The 24,094-nt window shown below is 38.0% G+C and carries 14 protein-coding genes; all 14 read right to left on the reverse strand.

The genetic code is table 11. From position 1 onward, the window contains the following. Positions 1 to 94 precede the first annotated feature (94 nt). The 14 genes from CHB72_RS11730 to CHB72_RS11800 all read right to left on the reverse strand — a co-directional run bounded on the left by CHB72_RS11730 (position 95) and on the right by CHB72_RS11800 (position 23,980). The gene (locus CHB72_RS11730) at positions 95 to 1,300 is read right to left on the reverse strand and encodes a GumC family protein (RefSeq protein ID WP_089283066.1); all 1,206 of its coding nucleotides are present in this window, start codon (positions 1,298 to 1,300) and stop codon (positions 95 to 97) included. A gap of 296 nt (positions 1,301 to 1,596) precedes the next feature. Continuing rightward, complete coding sequence (locus CHB72_RS11735) at positions 1,597 to 3,495, reverse strand: S-layer homology domain-containing protein (RefSeq protein ID WP_089283067.1); 1,899 nt, start codon at positions 3,493 to 3,495, stop codon at positions 1,597 to 1,599. 320 nt (positions 3,496 to 3,815) lie between these two features. Then, the gene (locus tag CHB72_RS11740; protein WP_089283068.1) at positions 3,816 to 4,019 is read right to left on the reverse strand and encodes a hypothetical protein; all 204 of its coding nucleotides are present in this window, start codon (positions 4,017 to 4,019) and stop codon (positions 3,816 to 3,818) included. A gap of 109 nt (positions 4,020 to 4,128) precedes the next feature. Then, complete coding sequence (locus tag CHB72_RS11745; RefSeq protein ID WP_089283069.1) at positions 4,129 to 6,642, reverse strand: CotH kinase family protein; 2,514 nt, start codon at positions 6,640 to 6,642, stop codon at positions 4,129 to 4,131. A gap of 229 nt (positions 6,643 to 6,871) precedes the next feature. Next, a complete protein-coding gene (locus CHB72_RS11750) occupies positions 6,872 to 9,928 on the reverse strand; it encodes an efflux RND transporter permease subunit (RefSeq protein WP_089283070.1) in 3,057 nt (1,018 codons plus the stop codon). Next, positions 9,928 to 11,094 (reverse strand): efflux RND transporter periplasmic adaptor subunit, encoded by a 1,167-nt coding sequence (locus tag CHB72_RS11755; protein ID WP_089283071.1) that lies wholly within the window; start codon positions 11,092 to 11,094, stop codon positions 9,928 to 9,930. Before CHB72_RS11755 ends, CHB72_RS11750 begins: the two co-directional genes overlap by 1 nt. Positions 11,095 to 11,141: 47 nt before the next feature. Beyond that, complete coding sequence (locus CHB72_RS11760; RefSeq protein WP_089283072.1) at positions 11,142 to 11,717, reverse strand: hypothetical protein; 576 nt, start codon at positions 11,715 to 11,717, stop codon at positions 11,142 to 11,144. A 220-nt stretch (positions 11,718 to 11,937) separates the two neighbouring features. After that, entirely contained in the window at positions 11,938 to 12,708 is a 771-nt protein-coding gene (locus CHB72_RS11765; RefSeq protein WP_089283073.1) for a stalk domain-containing protein, read from the reverse strand. A gap of 19 nt (positions 12,709 to 12,727) precedes the next feature. Then, positions 12,728 to 13,849, reverse strand: a complete 1,122-nt coding sequence (locus tag CHB72_RS11770) for a TolC family protein (RefSeq protein ID WP_089283074.1) — start codon at positions 13,847 to 13,849, stop codon at positions 12,728 to 12,730. A 110-nt stretch (positions 13,850 to 13,959) separates the two neighbouring features. Beyond that, complete coding sequence (locus tag CHB72_RS11775; protein WP_089283075.1) at positions 13,960 to 16,170, reverse strand: copper amine oxidase N-terminal domain-containing protein; 2,211 nt, start codon at positions 16,168 to 16,170, stop codon at positions 13,960 to 13,962. Positions 16,171 to 16,819: 649 nt separating this feature from the next. Then, entirely contained in the window at positions 16,820 to 18,418 is a 1,599-nt protein-coding gene (locus CHB72_RS11780) for a CTP synthase (protein WP_089283076.1), read from the reverse strand. A gap of 573 nt (positions 18,419 to 18,991) precedes the next feature. Further along, on the reverse strand, positions 18,992 to 19,297 hold the full coding sequence (locus tag CHB72_RS11790) for a hypothetical protein (protein ID WP_141131391.1): 306 nt from the start codon (positions 19,295 to 19,297) through the stop codon (positions 18,992 to 18,994). A gap of 168 nt (positions 19,298 to 19,465) precedes the next feature. Continuing rightward, positions 19,466 to 20,953 carry an S-layer homology domain-containing protein gene (locus tag CHB72_RS11795; RefSeq protein WP_089283079.1) on the reverse strand — a complete coding sequence of 496 codons (1,488 nt, stop codon included), beginning with the start codon at positions 20,951 to 20,953 and terminating at the stop codon, positions 19,466 to 19,468. Between the two features lie 204 nt (positions 20,954 to 21,157). Further along, complete coding sequence (locus CHB72_RS11800; protein ID WP_089283080.1) at positions 21,158 to 23,980, reverse strand: S-layer homology domain-containing protein; 2,823 nt, start codon at positions 23,978 to 23,980, stop codon at positions 21,158 to 21,160. Positions 23,981 to 24,094: the final 114 nt, after the last annotated feature.

The raw sequence follows: 24,094 nt of genomic DNA on the forward strand, positions 1-24,094 counted from the left end.
ACTGGGAAACGTGAGCCAGATGGACAGTCCCCTTGGCTCCGCTAGGCCCCATGGCTCCGCTCCTAAGCCTTGGGGCGGGCATGGAAACCCGTCCCTACATGGCTTTTTCTTTTCCTGATGTCTGCCAGTATTCTATGAAGAAGGCAGCGAATACGCCTATCATTGCCCCCAATACTGCTGCTATGGCTACGTTTAATGCTTTTCTAGGTCCTACAGGTCGCGTAGTTGCAAAGGCTCTTGATATGATAGTAATCGTAGCTTCACCTATTTGTGAGGATTCAGTTACTCTTAGTTCTTCATATTTCTTTACAAAAGCATCGTAAGTGTTTTCAGCTATGTCCACTTTTTGATTGATTAGTCTCTCTTGATGCTTTTTATCCTGTAACTCTACCTGCAATTCTTCAATTTGTTGTTGAATCATAGCCATTTGTGTGTTAACACTACCGATATTTGCTTCTACCTCTGCTAGTTCAATTTTTAGCAGGGTTGCTGAATCTTCTATGATCAACTGCATTCCATTACTAGATTGACTACCCGATTGATTTTGTAAGATGATTTTGTTGGTATCCTTTGATTCTCTTTCTGCTACAGGAATAGCTGCCTTAAGAGCTTCTTGTCGGATCTGTAGGTCGGTTAACCTTGTCTTATATGACGTTATTTGTTCTAGTCTAGCTTCTAACTCCTTCTCTAGCTCAGAAACTCCTCTTGGTTGAGATAAAAATTCCTTTAATTCTTCTAAAGACTCTTCCAGTTTTTCCTTTTCAATCTCCATTTGTGTCTCCACGTATTTTGAAGAGGTGGTGGCATGCTCTTTCGCCTTATCAGATACAAAGGTTACGAAGTTTTCTCCTACCTTATTAACAATCTCTGCAGCTCTTTCTGGATCCGCATGCTGCATTTTGATGGTGATTAGATTGGTATCTTTTGTGGTTTCAAGTGTTATAGCATCTGCTAAGTTTTCAATATCATATTCTTCTTCTAACCCTAAATCCGCTATCGTAGCTCTCATGATTCTAGGAGCTTTTATCTGCTCACGGTAGGTCTCTAATGTCATAGCGGGAAGCTTTGATAGTGAGCTCAATATGTTGTCAATTCCTTCTCCTTGTATTTGAGTAGACTGCAATCTGTCAGCATAATGAGATGCCATTAACACCATTCTTGTCTCGTATACGGGATCTAGCATAAAAAAACTTACAATTCCAGCCATTAATATAGATACTATGGTTATCCCAATAATGAGTGTCTTTCTTTTTAATAAAGTCTCTATGAGTTCCCTCAAGCTTATTTCTTCCATTTCCATTCTATTTCAGCTCCTCTTTTGATCGGTGTTAGTTTTAAGGAATATTTTGGAAAACATAAATAGATTCTACATAAATTTATAAATTCCTTCATTTTTTTCTGAAATTTACTTTATTTGTCGTATCATTAAAAAAGTATGTAGTATTCCCCTTACCATTGTATAAAAGTTTCTTTATTAAATCAATAAATGTAAGAAATAATAATATACTAATTCTTGTAAAATTATGATATATTTTGGCATACATACAAGAAGTGGAGAAGATTGCTCCTCTCCACTGAATATTGCAAGTATTTTATTTAATCATTGATCACCATGATTTTTGTAGCTACAAACACGTCATGTTCATAACTTCCATAAATAAACACTTCATCCTTTCTTGCCAAATATCTTAACTCTCTTTCCTTACCGTCGTCTGTATATATGGTGGTGTCCTTGTTTATATATACGGATATTTCATCATATTTTCTTGTAGAGCTATCATAAATCCTCACTATAATTCTGTCAATGTTATCGTAGATACTTACTATTTCTCCTGTAATCCTATTTCCTGCTGTTGTTTTCTTCCCTTCGATTTCAGTGATTACATTACCTTGAACTTCAATTTCTATATTATGACCTATCCTTAAATCATAAATAGTTGATCTGGTGTCATCAAGGTAAATGCTGACATTGTTGTCCACCTCATAGGTTATTTCATCATCATCCTCATTTATTATTGTTATTTTATTAGGTCTATCAAATGCGATAGATTGAATAATACCTTCATCTTTCTTTTTATTACTGGTCTTGGTACTGGTAGCTGTAATACGGCTTATCTTATTGTTTTTTTCTACGATAAGGCTTACTATATCTCCCCTTACCAGGTCTTCTAAATCTGCCTTCTTTCCATTTCTTCGTACAGTAACGGATTCAGTAATTTCATAATCCTTTATTTCATTATTTGCTACTCTTACTGTAATTTTAAAAGGGTATTTAGCGAAATTTACTGAAGCCTCCAGTATACCAGCAACATCTTGCATATTATTAGAATAACTGACTATTTTTAACGCCCTATCTCCATCGTATATGACTTCAACCTGTGTTTCTTCCTCTAAGTCTTTGAATGTAGCATTTTTATCATCTAGTTGTATGTTGACATGATCACTATTATAAACCTTAAAGGTTTTTCTCTTATTGGTAGTATTGTAATCATCTCTTACAATAATGGTATTGTAGCTTTCGCCTGTTGTTAAATATTCTATAAAACCTTTATATTTATTTGCAGAGGCGTTTATCTCAATTTTAATGAGTTTATTGTTTCCATCAAAAACAAATTTTCCATCTTGCCCTTTAGATAAACTATTGATAACTCTTTTTACTCCATCTACTATTATTTCAGTATTACTTGCTACTTGATATATTTCTATGTTATCACCATCTCGCACGAAAACCGTGTTGGTTTCTATGACTACATAGTCAATGGTACCAAATTTAGTTGTAGTTTTGGTTTCTTCTTGTACGGGTACAGGTACCTCTACCACGATATTTACTGTGTCTAACACATCATATGCTTTAGAGCATATGGAGGCCATTTGTGCCCTTGTGATGGTATTTTTAGGATTAAATTTATTGTTGTTGTCTCCTGAAATAATTTTATTGCTTACTAATAACTGTACATAAGGTAGTGCTGCTGTATCTATCAGTTCCCTATCTATAAAGGTCAAGGGAGATGTAGAACTAACCTGTGCATTTACATCTATAGCTTTTCCTAGATATACTGCCACCTGCTGTCTTGTCGCACTAACCTGTTGTGTTCCCACCATGAGATTACCTAACTCTGCTCCAGTGATAATTCCCTTCTCATAGGCATAGGACACTGCTTCATAGCCCCATTCAGGAATATTATAAGAAGCCATTACGGTTTGATACTTGCTGGTAAAATTCTCTGTGGATTGTAATTTGTTGGTGGCTCTTAGTGTTCTGTATATCATGTGAATCGCCTGTACTCTACTGACGGCGCTCTCTGGTTTGAATACAAGTTTACCTCCTTCTGTCATTCCACTAATAATACTTTTCTCTTCCATTTTTTCAACATGCTGTCTTGCCCAGTGATTTGTGCCCACATCAGCAAAGGTTGCAGCAAAGCTTGTCATAGTGGTTGTCAATAACATTAGCAGCGTAAACATGATTATGACTGATCTTTTCATCCTTTTCATTTGTTCATTATCCCCCTTAGATTTTTTTGAATATTCCCCTTCGGTGTAGTGCTAAGACGCTCGCTTTTATAAAAGTGAGAAACTAAGCACTACATCCTCGAAATAAATCCAACTATAATTCAGCGACAGTAAAAACTCTCTCTGAATTAAGTCTCATTTTATAGTTATTATTCTATATTTTTCCTTAAAATCCTGCATCTATCTACACTTTTTTGATTAATGGTTAATATTACCTAAAGCATCTCATCCGCCAAGGGGACAGTCCCTCTGGCTCACTGAAAAACGCAAGCCACATGGACAGTCCCCTTGGCTCTTGCACTCTATTGGCCTAAATCATCTTGTCTGAAGATAGGAATAAGTTCTTGTCTTATTTCTTTTGGTAATTCCTTTAACGATAATTCTTCAATTTTATTTACTTCTCTAGTATGCCAATTTAGCTTTTCTGCCAGTTCTTTTGTTGTTAGGCTGACATTTTTTCTGAGGTCTTTTATTGTTTTGTTACGGTTAAACCAGTAAAATAGCATGTTATCTCTCCCTACTTGCGCTACGCCGCGGGGACAGTCCCTCTGGCTCGCTGAAAATCGCAAGCCACATGGACAGTCCCCACGGCTCCGCTAATCTCCAGCCTGTATCCTACATTTTTTCAAAGATGGGTTTTAATATAAAATCTTCCCATGGGATGATATAGAGAGTAGGCGTCTCGTCTTCTCTGCCTTCCCAGCCCACAAAGCGATAGCCTTCTTTTGGTAATGCTGTAACCTCTATGGGTATGCCTGTAAAATAACTTCCTTTCCAATGGTTGTCTCTTTCCAGTCCAGGAGTGTTCTTGTCTATGGTGATGGTATTGACTTTTACTGTTCCTTCTTCTATATTTGGTACCTCTATGTTGAAGGTTACTGTTTTGGCTATGCCAAAGTGCTCCATGATTTGCTGTCTCATATTTCTAGGACGTTTCTCAGCAAAGTTTCTCATTACATCAATATTGTTGTTCCATTCCTTGATGCTGTCAAAGTTAACCCAACGTTGAATATTGTATTGCATCTCATGTTCTAGTGCTGATTGCATTTCATTTATTTTGGTGTCAACATTTTCTGAGCTAAAGTTGGTATTCATCACATCTGCAAATCGATTGATGAATTGATTTCTAAATGCTTCGTTTTCTAAAAGAGAACGTAATAAGAATGTATATTCTGGTGCGTTTCTGTCGCTGCCCTTATCTGTAGTGGCCCAATCTAATGTATTGTGGTTGTACATTCCTTGATTCTCTAAATCAAACCCATAATCTGTATCAAACAGCATCCATCGCCATCTTCCATCCTGGCCATAAGGAGCATCTGGCTCGTAGGCATCTGTTTTCAGACGCCAAAACTGTAGATTATTCTGCAGCCAGTCGGTATTGGCAATATAAATACCTGCTATTTGATAGTCTATGAAGTTTTCAATGTCCATTAGGGTTTTTAGGTATTCATAGTTTTTATCTAAGCTTATATCTTGTTCTTCAATAAAGTTTAACATATGAAGATAATGCTCTACATCCTCATTTTGCTCTTTTTCTAGTTTTTTCAATTCTCTTATATCGATCATTACTAGATTGTTTGTATCTACATCATAATTGGTTTCAAAATAATAGCTGTCATATCTTTCTCGTATATTGTGGATGCCCCAGTATTCTCCGTTGATATAAACAACTACTGGACGATAGGCCTGTGTGTCTATCCGGAAATCCTTTACTAATTCATGTATCAATCCATCTCTAAACAAAGTATAGGTCCAGTCGTTTCCAGAGTTTCTTAATATTAGACGTTTAAATTGCTGTAAAGTTCCATTATTTGAAGATTTTTTATGACCTGGAAAAATTTCGTAGTTAAAATAACTTTCTTGATCATAATCTCTTTTAGCATAGATTCTTAAGGTTTTTTGTGCCCAGGCTCTGGTAAAACCTCCATGAATCCGTAGACCTGCCTCCTGTGAAAAGCCTAAGGTTCCATCGGCTTCATAAAACTCTATATGAACAGGTTTTTCCCATTCTGCTCCCTCTTGGTTATAGTTGGCTGGTATATTGCCCAATACCTTTTCATTAGGATTTTTAGCTCTCCATTTATCAAAAGCTTCTCCTAGTATATATATACCCTTTTCATAATCAAAGAGGTTTCCTTTGTCTGTAGTTATAGAAATAACAGGTAAATCAAACCTCTGATCAATATGATCATCTATAAAGTAGGTCTGGGTTGCTATCTGGCTAGGAAGCGCTCCTTCTTTAAATGCCTTTGCACGAACAATTATAGCCTTCTTAAAGTCTCCGGCAGGAGGGTACCATCGGTATCTTTTGTAGCCCCATTCCTCATATAGTTCGTCGCTGGCGGTTTGAATAAAGGATATGGGAATTTCAGGGATTGCGCCTTCTGTAATGATTTGAGCGGAGTTATTTGAAGAAATAATTTGTTCCTCTATTTCAATGAACCCATCATAAAGCAGTGAATCTTCTGTAGGTTCTGAGCCGTCTAAAGTATAATAGATAACAGCATCTTCACTGGCAGTAAGCTCTAAGGTGAACTTGTCTTTATAGAATCCTCCTGTTTTAGAAAAAACTGGGGGCTGTAGTACTGCTGTGTATCCTTCTGTGCCAGCATTGGAAGTGCCCGGCGTAGGTCTATCAAAAAACTGCCATTCTCCACCACCATCAACCGTTCTCCCATAGGATCTATCTCTTGGTATCGCTACCGAATCCACCGTATCAATATTCGTTCCTCCATTCGGTGCTGTGAGAAAGATGGGTTCACCCGCTGAGCTGATGCTAAAATCAGTATGCAATTCTCCACTTACTCCTATTTTATCTTTGCCCGACAGCCATACTAATAAAAACTCTCCTGGTTCTAGTACCACTTTGGGAAATCTCCATTTTGTTAAATTATCGGGGTTATCTGATAAATAATAGCCATGCAGGTTGATCCTTTTTTCTCCTGTGTAGTATAGTTCAATCCAATCACTAAAATCTCCATCTTCATCTCGAATGATGTCCCCATTGGAGGACATGACTTCGTTGATAAATAATGTGCCTTCAACTTTTAGCTTGGGGAGAAAAACTAGTAACCCCAAGATCAATACGAGCAAGCTAAACATTATAATCAATACTTTTTTCTTTTGCATGATTTCCTCCTGTTATATATTAGTGCAGTTTATTGAATAACGCTATTGTTAAATAGTTGTTCATGGTAACAAATAGTATTTTTGCCTTTCTATACTTATAGTAATGCATATTTCTTATTGTTTCAAGAGATTGTTTTTTTAATAAGTTTTAGTTCAACACAAATGATCGACATAGTATGAAAAAAGATATCCTCACAGAAAGGATATCCTTTTTTGATACTATGTGTTTTTAAGAATTATTTACCTGCTCTTTATCTTTTTTCTTTTTATTATGAAACATCATAAATGCTGCTGGAATTACAAGCATTGTCAGTATTGAGGACATCAATAGCCCAAAAATAATAGCATAAGCAAGAGGTGCCCATAGACTTCCTCCGATTAGCGCCATCGGTACTAGTCCGATGACAGTAGTTACCATTCCAATCATAATAGGTCTTAATCTTGTAACACAAGCCTCTATAACTGCTTCTTTGGTGTCCATGCCAGTTTTTGCTAAAACATTGATGTAGTCTAATAGCACAATGCCATTGTTTACAACGACGCCCATCAAACTAACCGTGCCCATGAGAGCCATAAAACCTAGAGGGTAGCCCGTTATCTTAAGGCCCCAGATAACCCCAATAAAGGATAGGGGAATGGTCCCCATAATGATCAATGGCTGTCTTAGATCCATAAACTGAAACATCAGAATCAAATAAATCAAAGCAACAGCTAGTAAAGAGGGTCCTACAAGTGATTCAAAGGCTTCTGTACGATCTTCATTTTCTCCACCGAATTCTAAGGTGTAGTCTTGTGGGACTTCAAAGCCTTCCATTTTTTCTTCTACAATTTTTAATACTTCTGCAGCAGAATACCCTGGTTTTGGATACAGCCCTATCGTAATAGTACGTTCTCTGTCCCGCCTCAAGATACGACTGATGGAAAATTCACTGCCGATATCAGTAACTTGTTGAATTGGCACATTTTTCCCAGTGATTTGTGAAGTCACAAATATATTTTCCAGTACCTGTGCAGTGTTTTTTTCTTCTGTTGGTATCCGTAAAACAACAGGTATATCATCATCGCTATCATCTGGTCGCATTTTTGTAACTTCTAGACCATTGATAGCCATTCTGATGGTTTTGGCAATGTCGTAATTACTGATCCCTACCATGCTGGCTTTATCTTGATGGACATCCACCACCATCTTCAGTACTTCATAGCCGTAATCGTCTTGAACATGCTGCCCCTCTTCGACATCATAAAGTATTTCCTTGACATCATTGGCTATGAGAATCAAAGTATCTACACCCTTACCACTGACTCTTACCTGTACAGGCAATCCCACCGGTATAGCATTTTCTAATTGTTTCACTTCAATTCTAGCGCCTATAATCGTTTCTTCCAATTTTTTTTGTAAGTCCACCATTCCAGCTACTTCACCATTCACTACAAATTGTCCTTTGTTGCTGGCAATTTGGTTGGGAAAAAAAGAAGGATAAAACTTAGGAATACCGTCTCCTACTTTGCTAAGAAAACTATCTACGGTAGCATCCTCTGAAAGGATATCTTCGATTTGTGTAATGATCTCTTTTGTCTTTTCAGCAGATGTTCCCTCCACCAACGTGACATCAACAATATATTGGTCTCTTTCTACGAAAGGAAAAAGCTGCACGCCTAAGCTTGGTATAACCATGCTGCTGGAAACCAATAGTGCTATCGCTAACAAAATCGTAATGATTGGCATTTTCAACGCACTCTTTAGTACAAACTTGTATTGTTTTAAAAAGAAGTTTCTAATGCCATCAAAAGCAGACTTTTTCTTTTCCTTTTTTTCTTCTTTTTTTTCCTTTAAGAAAGTATATCCCATTGCTGGCACAACGGTGAGGGATAGTATAAAAGAACTAAAAAGCGCAACCGTCACCATAATAGGTAAGCTCTTAATAAATTTACCCGCCACACCTTCCATCATCAATAGCGGTAAGAAGGAGGCCACTGTTGTTAAGGTCGATGTCAGAATTGGAATTTTCACTTCGTTGATTCCATAAACAATGGCTTCTTTTTTTGACATTCCCTTAGACAAATAGAGATACATATTGTCGTTAGCCACAATAGCATTCGCTACCAAGAGGCCTAAGCATACGATTAAAGAAGAGATGGATACCTGATGAAGAACAATATCCGTAAATCGCATAAAGGCAAAGGTGGCCATAACCGTAATAGGGATAGCAGAAGATACTACTAGTGCACTTCTAAGACCCATACTGATTAATATAACCGCTACCACCAATAAAATAGCTGATAACAAATTCTTCTCAAAAAGTTTGATAGCACTATTTACATAGTCCGCTTGGTCGGTAACAATGGCAATATGCATATCTTCTGCCAAGCTTTTTTGATATTCATCCAAGAAGTCTCTTATCTCATGACCAATCTTTACAATGTTTTCTCCTTTAGAATATTTTAAACTGATCAATAGGGCTTTTTCCCCATCGCTGCTAACAAAAACATCTCTTTCTCCTTCTACCTGATGCACATCTGCTACATCTTTCAAATAGATGACATTTCCCGATTCTGACATGCCTACAATGGTGTTTTTAATATCATCTAAAGTTTTGTACTCACCTGTAGTACTGACCGCTACCTTGGTATCCCTTAGATCCAAGCTGCCTCCAGGAATATTTACGTTACCTGCCTTTAAAACCGTAGCAATATTGTCGGAGGAGATATTGAGGTTCCTCATCCGTAGAAGATCTAGATTGATTTGTATTTCATCATCAATGTATCCATCGATATCTACTTGAGAAACACCTTCCATTTTTTCTAATCTTTCCTGCAGGTCATCGGCAACCTCCTTCATCTCCTTGTAACTAAAGCGATTACCACTTATAGTAAAGAGCATCCCATAGGTATCGATGAGCTCGGTATCGACTTCAGGCTGCCATGCCTGTTCTGGCAGTTCTACTTCATCTACCTTTCGGCGTAATGTATTCCAAGTATCATCGATCTCTTCGTCACTCAAATCCTCTAACCGTATCGTGATAACACCTACATTGTCTAAAGAATAAGAGGTCATCAATTTAATATTTGGTATTTCTCCAAATTTACTTTCCATTGGTTTGACGATAAACTTTTCAATATCTTCTGGTGTAGCACCGGGATAAATGGTTTTGATAATAGCGCCTGGAGAAACAACTTCAGGATTCTCTTGTCTTTCCATTGTAGTGTAGACGTAAATCCCGCTCAAGAAGATGAAGATAGATAATACCGCAACAATACTACGATGTTCTATGCACCATTTCGTCATTATTCTACAACCTCCACTTTTACTTTATCACCATTTATTAGCCTATAATGGCCCTCAACTACAATTTTTTCTCCATCCTCCAGCCCTTCTAACACTTCGATTTTATCGCCAAACACCTCTCCTAGTACTACGCTTCTTTCCTCTACATACCCTTCTTCTTTATAGACAAATATACTCGCTCCATCAGGATCGTTCATGATGCAATTTGAAGGAATCATAATGGTTGTGACGTTGTCAGTGTTCATGATTACCTTGGCAATCATCCCCGGACGAATTCTATTGTCTTTGTTATCGATCTCTACCTTCACACCAAAGGTTCTTGTCTCTTGATCTGCTATTGTATCAATATTAATAATGCTGCCTTGTAACTCTTTATCAATACCATAGATCAGGACATCTACTTTTTTTCCTATCTTTATCGTATCGATCAATGTATCTGGAACTCCGATCTCCACTTCTAATGTATCTAATCTTCCTAAAACAATCGTCGGATAACCTGCCGCAACAGTCTCCCCTGCTTCAAAAAGTTTCTGAATGACAGTGCCATTGATAGGGCTTTTTAAAACAGTATCTCCCAATTTTGTTTCTGCCACCTCTAAGCTTGTTTTAACTTGCTTCAATTTTGCTTCAGAAATGGCATAGGCATCCAGTGACTCTTGATATTTATTTTCTGCTACCACCAGCTGCGTTTCTACTTCCTCTAGTGTAGTCTTGGGAATGGCACCTTCTTCATAGAGTCTTTTCATTCTATCATATTGGGTGCGAACAAAGTCTAGACTGGCTTGGGCTTGGTTTACCCCAGAATTAATAGCACTGTCAGATTGCCTTTCCACTGCTTCATATTGTGCTAATGCCGCATCCACCCCTAGTTGATAGTCATAAGTTTCTAACGCCGCCAAAACCTGCCCTTCTCTTACCATATCTCCTTCCTCTACATGAATATAATCAATCACACCAGCTGATTTAAAACCTGTTCGAATTAATTGAGCTGGTTTTACATTCCCGCTAATTTCCATTGTTTTTGAATAATTTTCTGTCTCTACTGCCTTAACTTTTACTGGTTTTAGAATTTCTTGCCCCTCATCAGCTAAAGATTTACTGCAGCCCTGCAGTAGCATAGCAGCGATTAAGATTGCTATTAAAGCATATTTTTTATGAAATTTCAAAGTAGTCTCCTCCTTTAAATACACTATCCTTCGATAGTGTGGTTAAGTTATACTAAATGTATAGCTCCTTTAAAGGCAGGCGGACTTCTTAAGCCTATACAATTCCCTTCTATTAGATTCGCGATAACAGAAGGTTGATACGCTTCTAAAAATGTTTTCTTCTTTTGATCCACTATATCATCATCAAATACATCTACAACGATTGATATGTCTTCTCGAAGTTCTGTTATCTCTTTACTGCCTGTTGAGGTTAGAAGAATAGCCTCTTTTTCTACATGAATATTATAATGCGCCAGCATTTCTTTATTTCTATCGATTCTATCTCTAAGAGAATGCCGCAGTTCACCAATTTCTGAAATTACCTTTGGCAAATACGCTATCATTTTCTCGCTTATCATTCCAAAATAATAATGTTTTCGGAAGTCACTCAATCTATTTCTAATAGCCTGTGAGTGGATCCAATCCTTATAATTTTGGTTGTCCTTATGAAGATTACTTTTAGCATGCAATCCCATTACATCTATAGACTTTGCCTCTTCTACTAGAGAAGATATGGGAAACGCTTTCAATGTGAAAATTAAAATTAATGTAAGAATCATGATGCGAAATACTTTCTTTTTCATTAATACAATCTCCCTACTGCATTATATTGCTATTATCGTTTTATAAAATCTACCTTCCAAATCAATATTAACCTTTTTTTTCATACTTTGCAAGTTTTGCTAATATATAACTTTACATTAAGATTGTTTTCACCGCATATACAAATAGAGCAGGCCTCAGGCCCGCCCTCATCATAAATCTTCATTCTTCATCTCTCCTTGAGAGAATATATAAGTCTTTTTATAAAGCAATATCAAGTTCTAATTCTGTAGTTTTCTTACTGCCATCATTTCTAAAGATTTCTAAATACAAAGTCATCTCCTTCGTATCTTCAGGCATAGGTGGAAATTTTATCCATCCAGTAACTCTTTCTTCGTCCCTAATATCATTATACCATTTGGTATCTACAGGATTAGCTGTTCTTTGTAGTTCACTTTGCCTATAGATCTCCTCCTCTGTCTCTATTCTAGCTGCACTTTGGTCTAGCTGTATGGGGTAATTCTTTCTGCCTTCAACTTCTATGTACACAATTGTCTCATTATTATCAAACGATACACTTGTTACAGCGATTCTTCCATCCTCAGCCGTTATATTGATAGGGAGTTTTTGATAATTTTTTTTTCGTTTTTGAGTTTCTTCTGTTTCTGTTTCTGTTTCTTTTTCTTCTTTTTCTTCATCAATATCTATCGCTTTTTCAGAAGGTACTTCTGGTACTATTTCTTCATAATTGATGTAAATCCTATTTGTGGCTTCATCCCATACGACTTCTGCACCCAATTCTTCAGCGACAAATCTTGCAGGGGTATAGACTCTGCCATTGTGAAGTATAACATCATAGCCTTGGGGTAATTCTGTAAATTGATCGTTGAAGTAAAAGCCTATATTGCTTGCTACCCAAGCGGTTATAGGGGTATTGGCAAAAACTAAAGCCGATGACATGATAGATACACCTATAACTATACCTATGATTAAATATCGAATTTTTATGCTAAACAACTTTTTATTTAACATAATTTCACCTCCGATTTTTTTAATTACCTGCTACCCATGGTTTTTGGTAAACAGCTAAAGTTTCTTCATATTTCAAACTGTTATCCAATAGCTGATGCTCTAATTCTGTTACTGTATTTTGTATTTTTTTTGTTTCTAATGGTACCGCCATTCCTAATTCCAGCTTAAGCTCTGTCATTTCAAGGCTTTCTTTTGCTTTTTCTAAGTTGATCTCCAGTATATTCTTTGCTTCCTTTAGTTGTTCCATTGAGTGATATAAGGTTCTTAAAGAATACTCTAGCGTCTCTTTAGCGTTACCAAGGTCTAACTTTGCTGTAGAAACATCAATCTTTTTAGCATTATAAGGATCCTGTCCTGCATTATAGCTATGGAGAGTTACTGCTAATTCAGAAAGTCTTACATTTTGTTCTAATGTCCAAATGCTGGGATTGTTTAATAAAACTCTGTTGACATGATGCTCCAGTGATGATAACTCTTTTTCTTCTTTTTCTTCTACCTCTAAATTGTAGCGCAGGCTCTTATCTAATCCAGTCAAATTATTTAATTCGAGATAAGCACTTTCCAAAGAAATTTTTGAAGCATCTAGTTTTTTTTCTGTTTCTTGATAACTTTTTTGCCTCTGAGTTAATTCAAATCTACCAATAGCTCCATTATTATGTTGTACATTGGCTAGATTAAGCTCTAGCTGGCTGATTTCCTTGGCGTTTTCATCAAGCTGCAGCTGACTTTTAGACAATACTAATTTGTTAAATGCTTTTTTCAGGTTATAAGCCAACCTATCTTCTTCTATTTCTACTTGTTTTTTCTTCATTTGTAGGCCTATATCAGCGCTTACCAACCCTTGCAAAATAGATCTTTCCTGTAAATCTGCTGCTTCACCTGTTCCAATACCTGTTGGTGTATAGTTTTTCTGGTCTGCCACTTCTTTTCTTACAAGTTCACTACGTTCTATTTCCTGTGCTTTTTTCTTAAGTTCTTTACTATTTTTTTTGGCTATTTCAAGGAGTTCTTCATAAGTATATGTTAATGTTTTTTCTTCTTCCTCAACTTGAGTTTCTAATCCATAAACTACAGTGCCAGCAAGAAAAGACATCATCAAAAGTTGAATAAGCATAAATATAGTTGCTTTTTTAAGTCTCATTTTTTTCCTCCTTCCTCCATATCATTATATTCAATATTTATAGTACTATGTAAAAAGAGACTCCCGAAGGAGTCTTCTTTTTATCTTATATCTTTAGTATTTACTATATCTTAGTAAAATGTAACTGTTTGTGTTGCAGCATCCCAGCTATACTCTACATCAAGAGCTTTTGCTAACCAAGCGATTGGTAAGAATGTTCTGCTGCTTGTAATTTCTGGAGCTGCGTCCATAACTACAGGTGTTCCATTTACTAATAATGTTGTGCTTCCAATTGTCATTTGAACAGTTTTGTTACCAAATACAGTTACTGTTCTGCTTTCTGCATTCCATACAACGTTGCTCTTGCTAACGCCTAAAGCTTGAGCTACAGCACTTACTGGTGCGTAAGTTCTGTTGTTTTTCACGTATGGGGCAGCATCTCCACCTGCTGGAATTTGACCAATTGTCAAGCTAACTGAATCTTTTGTAACATCACCAGGAGCTGGTGTAACTACTTTAGCAACTACTGGCTCAGCTACCCATTCTGTTTTGAAAGAAACATCGTACTCGTCCGCGTCCTTCTTAGAATCGTATAGTTCTTCAAAGTTTTGAACAAGTGCGCTTCCGCCTACATATACTTTAAATTCACCTTCTGGTAATGTTCTGTATAAGTCTACTTTTGCATCCGTGATTTCGATTACTGCTGGTTTATCACTTTCTCTTGTTACTCTGAATGTTAAGGATTCTTTGTCAACTTTGACTCTATCGATTCTTAAATCATCTTTACCTTCTGTTACTTTAACAGTAGGTTCATTTCTCCATCTAAAGTCATCTTCAAGTTTAACTACAACAGTTTCGTCCTTCATGAAGGCCCCTGCTACATTTTCACTTAAAGTAATCTTTCCTAATTCTTGGCTTTGAACACCAATTTTTACATCTTTAACTTCTGTTTTTACTTCAATTGGAGCTACTGCTTTTCCAAGCTTAACTTCTTGTTCTTCGTCTAAAGCTTTGCCTGATACTAAAGCTGTAATGTCACCAGTTGCATCACCTTCTACAGATACATGGAAGATAAGCTCTAGTTCGCCTTTTTCACCGCTTTTAATCTTAGGTGTGAATTCAACTTCATTTCTGTTTTTGTTGTAAGAAAATTCACTTGTAGGATCATCCATGTTTTTGCTTTTTTCCACTTCTATCTCTCTGATTTTTACCCAGCTTGGAAACTCAATCTTAGTTGTTCTTTCTAACCAAGAACCCTTGATATCTTCTTTGATGATAAGTTTTTGTAATTCGTGTGCTTCATCTGTTTTGCTTGATTCTAATCTACCAGCTACGATTTCTTTTGCATCGCCATCAGCTTCAACAATTACACCATAATCTTTGTATTTAGCAACTAATAAAGTAGTAGAGTCAATATCTTTACCAGTTACTCTTACATTTACATCTCCAAATTTAGAATCTGAATTGGATTTGATTACTAATCTTTCAATATATATGGTACCTTTAGTACCTGATTTAGTATCAGTTAAGTTTTTGAATTTGATTTCTAAAGTATCATCTTTAAAGTTATATGTCATGTTTTTTGTACTAGAACCTTCTGGAGTAGTCTCAGGCTCATACTTTTCATACCCTCCACGGAATTGAATTGAGTTATATAGATCCAAGTCCTTCCAGTCAAAGTTTCCATTTAATTTTAATGTTACTGTTCTGTCGCCGTTATAAGCACCAGAATTTGTTTCATCAATTACAATTGTTTTTAATTCTTTCTCGCCACTGCCAAAGGTTACAGAATCATCAATAGTTACTATAGCTTTGCCTTCAGCAGATTTAGCAAATACATAGGTACCCGTACTTACAGCAGAATCTACAGATTCGATAGTTACTTTAGCTTCACCTGCATCTGTTATTTCTGCTACCATAGGAATTGTTAACACAGCTTCTCTTTTCTTCGGCACTTCACCCTTCTCATCAAGTTTTGCTTCAAATTCTACGGAAATTGTAGTAGCACTATCTCTGTAGATTTTTACAGAACTTATGTCAGAACTTTTTTTATAGACCTCGGCTATTACAGCCGCACTTGCGATGTTCTTGTTAGCATTGTCTTTCTCGTTTAACCATTCTGCATTCTCTAATTTCAATCTAATTATCTGTTTTTTGTCGCTCCAGTCAGAATCTTTTTCCTCAATTCTTAAAAGTGGAGCATCTTTACTCAAATCAAACTCATGTTCATCTGATACCGTAGGCACAGAATTTATTCTGTTGTCACTAGCAGCAAAAGACATCATTGGTACTAATGAAAGAATCATTACTACCGCTAATAATAAAGCTATTTTTCTTTTCATGCTTTTTCTTCCTCCTTTTATTTTTTATAATGTTTTTTTAATTTCTACTTTAGGATGTTTTTTCTTCAACCCCCCAAAGCATATATTTTAAAGGCTAAAACCTTTAAAAGCTTTTTGAATCAGTAAGTAAATGTAAAATCTAGAAGCAATTAACTGTACAGTCATTATTTACCCACCTGTAGCTACGATTATACCACCTCTTTGTAAATAGGTCAACTTCTGATGGTAGTTTGTAACATAATTGTAAAATTAGTGTTTTCCTCGCTACTAAATTCATTATACACATAATCGCAGCAAAAAACCATTACAAGTATGTTACAAATTCTTTTCGTTTTTTAACAACAGGGTTATTTGTTGGTGTTTTACTTCACACCGCTGCGCCATGGGGACAGTCCCTCGGGCTCACTGGAAAACGTGAGCCAGATGGACAGTCCCCATGGCTCCGCTACTCAGTCCCCTTGTCCTTTTTGTTGCTCAATACACTTTAAAAGATCCTTCACTTTGTTCAGGATGACAATCGAAGTGTTTAGTGTGAGAATAGCACTATATTAGGCAAGGACTTGTTGTCCCACTATCATAATATTCTATGTCCTTTAAAAAATTCCTGCTATTTTTCCAATTTTTATGATATTTTTTTCTGTTTTTTTTGTTATTTCGTAACAGATGCCTTCACAAAGTCTCTAAACAGCGGATGTGGTCTTGTTGGTCTAGACTTAAACTCTGGGTGAAACTGTACTGCTACAAACCATGGGTGATCCTTTAACTCGATCATTTCCACTAATCTTTCGTCAGGAGAGATGCCACAGATGACAAGTCCTGCTTCTGTTAGCTGCTCTCTAAATTCATTGTTATATTCATATCGGTGACGATGTCTTTCATAGATTAGGTCCTCACCATAAGCTTCTCTAGCTTTGGTATCGGCATAAACCTTACATGGATATAGTCCTAGACGCATGGTGCCCCCCATATCCTCTACATCTTTTTGATCTGGCATTAAATCGATGACAGGATTCGTCGTTTCAGGGTTTAGCTCTGAGCTGTGGGCATCTGTTAACCCTAGTACGTTTCTAGCATACTCCACTACCGCTAACTGCATTCCTAGACAGATACCTAGTAATGGCACCTTCTTTTCTCGAGCATATTTGATGGCAGTAATTTTTCCTTCGACACCTCGATCTCCAAAGCCTCCAGGGATCAGGATGCCATCTGCTGATTTTAAGAGTTCCTCTACATTCTCTTCATTAACGTCCTCTGAATGTATCCAATCAATATCTACTTTTACATCATTATGAATACCAGCATGGGTTAAAGACTCTGATACAGAAAGATAGGCATCTCTTAGCTCTACATACTTACCTACTAGTGCGATTCTTGTTCTGCCTTTAGGATTCTTATCCTTCACTACGACTTCCTTCCATTGGACTAAGTCAGCCTCTTTAGCCTGTAGGGTTAATCTTTTGATGACGATTTCGTCTAATTTTTCTTCCTTTAGTAATAGAGGTACTTCATATAGGCTTTCGGCATCTAAGTTTTGTACCACATGGCCTGGGTCAAGGTTACAGAAGAGTCCAATCTTGTCCTTCATTTCTTGTGATAGTGGTTTTTCTGTACGGCATACCACAACATCTGGTTGGATACCGATGCTTCTTAGTTCTTTTACGCTATGCTGGGTAGGTTTTGTCTTTAGCTCTCCTGCTTTTCCTAAGTAAGGTACAAGGGTTACATGGATGTACATTACATTTTCTCTACCGGCCTCATATTTAATTTGGCGAATAGCCTCTAGGAAGGGAAGACTTTCGATATCTCCAACGGTTCCTCCTACCTCTGTAATAACCACATCAAAGTTTCCGTCCTTGCCTACACGGTAGATTCTTTCTTTAATCTCGTTGGTGATATGGGGAATCACCTGTACAGTTCCCCCTAGGTAGTCTCCCTTACGTTCTTTGTTGATGACGGCGGAGTAAACTTTACCAGAGGTTACACTGCTGAACTTGGTTAGGTTAATGTCGATGAATCTTTCATAGTGACCTAAGTCTAGGTCTGTCTCGGCACCATCCTCTGTCACAAATACTTCTCCATGCTGATAGGGGCTCATGGTACCGGGATCAATGTTTAGATAGGGGTCAAATTTTTGAATGGTTACTTTTAATCCTCTGCTTTTTAAAAGCTGTCCTAGTGAGGCAGCAGTGATGCCTTTTCCTAAGGAGGACACTACCCCTCCTGTGATAAAGATGTATTTTGTTGACATATGGTTTCATCCTTTCCTATATAAATCAATTTAAATTATGATATATACCATGGGACATGGGGCAGGTAAACTGTCCCCTTATCCCTTTATATACTTGATCTTCCGTTCTGTTCTCGCTACGCCATGCTTATTTTCGCTACGCCACGGGGACAGTCCCTCGGGCTCACTGGGAAACGTGAGCCAGATGGACAGTCCCCATGGCTTCGCTGGGGAACATAAACCAGATGGACAGTCCCCGTGGCTTCGTGCAGTCGCCGCGTCTCCCCTCAATTCTCCAAGTGTCATTTCACCCTCAGCTTTACCGAAAAGTGAGAGAGACATTCCGAAAATCCCCATGGTAAAAATAGTAAAATCACAACAAAAAAAGAGAAGGGTCACCTATATAAGGGGTGACCTTCTTGAGGGCACCCTAACTGGGTGCTTATTTTTCTTATGCATAACAACTATAGTAGTTTATCCTACATTTAGTTATTATGTCAATATCTAATTTTCTTAATACATCAATTTTTATCATTGCTTTATTATTGTACATAACAAAAAGGGAAGGGTCACCCTAAAAGGGGAAGAGAAATGCTACCTTCCCCCTTTAATGACCCTTATTTCTAATTCTTGTTTTTCTACTTGATCTGTTAAGTAATCTACTTTCGTTTCTATCCTTTTGCTAATTTCTGTGTTTTGTACATATCCGTCAAAGAGAACATCGATTTTATCAATCACTTGGTTCTCTACTTTTGTCTCTAGTTTCGTTAATCGACCCTCTACACCAGTCAACCTCTTGCTGTTTTCTTTGACTTCACCTTTCAAACCATTTACTTCGCCTTTGACTTCTTGTAATTCACCATAAATCTTTTCTAACATTAGAAACATCTTTTCTTCCAATGCAGGCGACCCCCTTTCATACCCATCATTAGACAAATAGCTTTTCCCCCAATCCATGCATCACAAGGGGACAGCTCTAGGGGAAATTGAAATGTAAAATAGATAATTTGTCTTATATACTTTATCATTATATCTTTTTTCTATATTTTTTTTCAAGCTATTTTTGATTTAATAATTTAAGATTCTTTCTCTATAATCATAACGTATATCTTTTTGTAGGTAGTTGATTAATCTTGTCAGCATATCCACTGCCTCTGTTTTAGTTAAAGCTCTGTTGGGTTGGAAATAATCGTTGGTGTTACCTTCCAGTAATTCCAGTTCTGTAGCTAAGTAGATGGCATCTCTTGCCCAAAGGGGAATGCTTGGGTCATCTCTATAGCCAGTGGAGTATTGCTGAATAGGGGCTAGGTTTTCAAAGCCTATAGCCTTGATGATAGCTACCACTGCCTCTGCCTTGGTAATGCTTTGGTTAGGCATAAAGTGATCTTGTCCTATGCCTTTCATAATACCCTTTTCAAATACAGCTTCAATATAAGGTTGGTTCGGGTCCACAGCAGGTACGTCTACAAAGAGTGTAGAAGGTTCCTGAGCTTGGATGGTTCTTCTTCTGGTTGTTTCCTCCTGTTGTTTCTCTATCCCTAGAATTACCCCTAATGCCCTGGCAAACTCTCCTCTACTCATGGGGAGGGATGGACCAAAGTTACTACCGCTGGGGTACAGGGCCTCTAGACTGGCTAGGAGTAATATATCCTTTTCTGCTGCATGACCAGAGATATCTGTTAATGTCGGGATGCTAAGTCGCTTGTTTATCGGATTGGTATCCAGGGTGAAGCTGCTGGAGCTAGAATTTCTTCCCCTTAAAACACTACCGTCCTCAGCTACGCGTGGTAGGTCATAGCTGTATTTTACAATGTTTTCTTCCTTTTCTGTTATTAGGTAGCCTCCCCTAAAGCTGATTTGTGTAGGCGTATTGGCTTCATAATGGTAGTCCTTGGTACGATTATGAACTACATTTACTTCTGCTGTTCCTTCCCAAGAAACGTCTTCTCCCCCATTATCTGCATTATTGATTCTTCTATTGTATTCAATAAAGTGGACTATACTTTGGGTATTGGTAGCTCCCCAGTTGTGGTCATATCCCACCACCGTTCCTTGAGATTCTACGTTTACAGTGCCTTGGTTTTTATTGATGGTGTAGGTTTTTCTTCCGTCCCAGTTGCCAGCAAAATAGGTGGCCCCTGGCTTTTCATGAAAGACCATGGCTTTACTCCAAGGATACTGTTCTTCATCAGTTTCATATCTAACGCCGTTGGCATTGATGGTTTCCTTATATTTATCTAGGGTTAATACCTCTTGTTTTTGATCCTTTCCGTCGGTGGTTGTTTCCCTTGTTAAGGTAACATTTCTTGTCAAGGTTGTATTCATTTTAGGATTGGCCAATTTTCTATAGGTATAGGTGATGCGGTCTCCATGGTCTCTGATGGTTACTGTTCCCTCCAATACAATGGGTTCTCCCGTGATAAAAATCACCTCTTTGTAGGTGGTTTGATTTTGTATGCCCCCTTCATAGCCGGGGATTTCTAAGGCATAGCTTTGTGTAATAAAGGATAGTATTAGTAGGAACATTAATAGGATTTGGGTTGTTCTTTTTTTCATGTTTTTTCCCCCTTAGAGTATTCGGGCGGGGGAACCCCGCCCCTACATGGTTGCTGTACTACGCCACAGGGACAGTCCCTCCGGCACACTGAGAAACGTGTGCCATATGGACAGTCCCCATGGCTTCGTTCCCGTGGCTCTGTTAGTTGGAGGGAAAGGATTTAAGCTCCTTAACCCTTAACTAACTAGCTCCTTCTATATATCTTACTGTTCTACTATAATGACGTAGGCATCATCGCCGGTGGAGACATTTTTGCTTTTCACTACATAGGCTTTTGCCTTACTTCTCAACTTATGAAGCTCATCTTTGTTGATTGGTGTGTCATTTAGAAGAATAACTGCCCTATCTGTGCTGATGGTTTCACCCGTTCTAGATGTCTCCCAACGTTTGTTGAGGCTGTTCCAGAGTTTTACATTGTTTAACGTAATGGTTTCATTGTCTATATTGATATCTCCAATTTCACCTATAGCACTGTGTTCGATATGAAGTTTTCCTCCCTCATGGATAGCTTTAGGCGTCAAGTTCAGTGCCAGTACCTCTTCATAGGTTTCCCCATCCATATCGGTTTCTCTTACAACGAAATAAGCACCTTTTCCTAGGTAGAAGTTGTTTTCTATGCGTCTACGAAGTTCTCTGTCCTCTATGTCCTCAGGATCAATGAAACGTGTATCAATAAAGTAAGTAGATTCTATTTCCTTCTTTAGCTCGCTATCAAAGATAAAGGTATCCTCTGATAAAGTTAGTCTTCTTCTTCCAGAAGTTTCTGTCCACTGGTTATCTTCTAACTTCAGATAATCCAATCGATAGCCTAGTCTTCCCAAGGTAATGCCGTAGTCATAGATATCCGCCACAGTACCTCTGTAGATCACTAATCGTGTTTGGTCGATGCGTTCCTCCAGCATGCCGGTGTATTCGATGGAGACAAAGGAGGCATTTCGGTTGCCTCTGGCAACATCCCCTACTACATGTACTGTTTGTTTTAAATCTAGATTCAGCATATCCACCAAGCGATTGTTTTGTACTACGATGGTTCCTTCATGGAAGGTAAAGCCTACATTGTCTACCACCATTCTGCTGGTACCGTATTGAATATCGCTGATGGTACTTTGGTGTAGTGTGGAGGAACCTTGTTTTAATAGTAGTTTTGCTATTCTTGGTACCCCATAGCTGTTTTCCACCGCCACATAGGCCTCTTGATCCTTTCTGCTGCTTAAATCCTTCAAGGAAACCTTTGTTGACCCTTCGTATAAGAGGTCTCCCTCTGCCTTTAGCTTCACCTGATCTTGAGAGTATTTTGTCCATTTTCCCTGTTGATAGGTGTAAACATTTTTAAGAATGACTTCTTTGTTTCTTTGGTCTATCTGTTCTATCTGTCCTCGATAAATGCCATCAAGATGTCGTTCGTGATCTTCCACCCTGATGGTGGCGATATCTGGACTATAGATATCATCGAAGAAAAGCATTACCCTATCGCCGGTCTTTATCTCAAACAGATTGGCGGGTCTTTCACTTCTCAATATACGGGTATTGGTAGTTATTTTATATCTTTCTCTATTGCCACCATGATTTATCTCTACTGTATCACTGCTGATAAACAGCACATCTCCCACTTTGACTCGGGTGCCAGGAGGGATATAACCATGTCGGTCTGGGTCTTCCTCCAAATAGCCTTGGATATCAGTGATCTTATTGTTCTTTAGGGTTACTGCCACCTCCATGCCGTATAGCAGATCTGCTAAAGAGGTATCTTTGCCATTAATTTGTATTTTGGCGGCTGGCTGTGTCTGTAAGATATGTCGTTTATTTTGAAAATCTGTCATAATCAACTGTTGATTTGCAGTATCAATGGTTTCTATAAAACCCTCCAGTTCAGTCATAGGTTGGGTATCTACTGCTCCATAGATGACTTCATTGTTCTGATTGATATAGTAACGAATCCAGTCTCCCTTTCGCAGCGTATTGGATAGCCCTAATGTCCCTTGTTTTTGCACGGGAAAATCATGTTTGGAGGTTCTCGTTCCATCTTTGAAGATTCCCGTTACAATGAGGTTTTTACTATTGTCATCATTGTTGATGGTAAATACCTTTTTCCCTGCTCCTTCATGCTGCAGGTCCTCTATGGAAAGAATTTCTCCTTCCTTTTTTATGAGTCCCCTTGTTTCTAATAACTCCTCTTGCACTTTGGTTATCATACGGGCCATTTCTCCCCTTGTCACCGATTGTCTAGGGGAAAAGTTGGTATCGGAGGTACCAGACATGATTTCCTTTTGGAGTATTGCCTCTACTAAAGGAAGCTTCTCTGTATCTATTTGTGTCCTATCGTTGAATTGATTAATCTTCAGCATATTGTTGGCGTATAGACCTTCTAGATTCAAGGCTCTAGCCATCCATGCTGCCATTTGCTGGCGACTTACAGGCTGCCCCCATGTGGCTCTAGTCTCCAACTGATCTCTAATTTGGTTTTGAAGATTGGTTAATTCTGCTGGAGTTAAGTCTCTGTCTTCATAGGCAGTCATACGATCATCTACCTGTTCCTGTAGATTTTCTATCTGCTGTGGAGTCAGGTTCGTGATTTGATTGGCTTCCTGAGGTGTCACGATACCATTTTGCAATGCCACCTGTAGGTATCCCTTTCCCCAGTGATCAGCTGTACTTAGTATGACAATATTCCGTTGGTTTGCTGGTGCCTGTTGTTCTCCTAACCGCTGAGCTTCTTCCTCCAGACCCATGGCCTTTACCAAGGTGGTCAACCCCTCTAGACGACTTAAGGAGTTATTTGGTTGAAACTGCTGGTTTGCAGCTGCCGTCATAAGAGATAGAGCAGCCGCTTCTTGGATAGCTGTCTTTCCCCAGTGGTTTTCTATATCATTAAATTGTATGTTTTGATACAGCTTTTCCCCATTTTCCAAGCCGTTGTAGGTAGGATGAGGGGTTAGTGCCTCCAATCCAAAGGCTTGGTAAGGAATAAGCTGTAGTAGGATAATCGTTATTAACACAATGGATATTTTTTTGTATGGGGATAGCATAGTAGCCCTCCTCTTTCTTAAGTTTCAGGTTGAATATAACCACCTTACGCCACGGGGACAGTCCCCATGACTCCATGCAAGACAAGGGGACGTTTCGTTTGTCATGTTTTTGTG

Origin of the sequence: Anaerovirgula multivorans (assembly GCF_900188145.1) — a bacterium.
GTDB lineage: Bacteria > Bacillota > Clostridia > Peptostreptococcales > Natronincolaceae > Anaerovirgula > Anaerovirgula multivorans.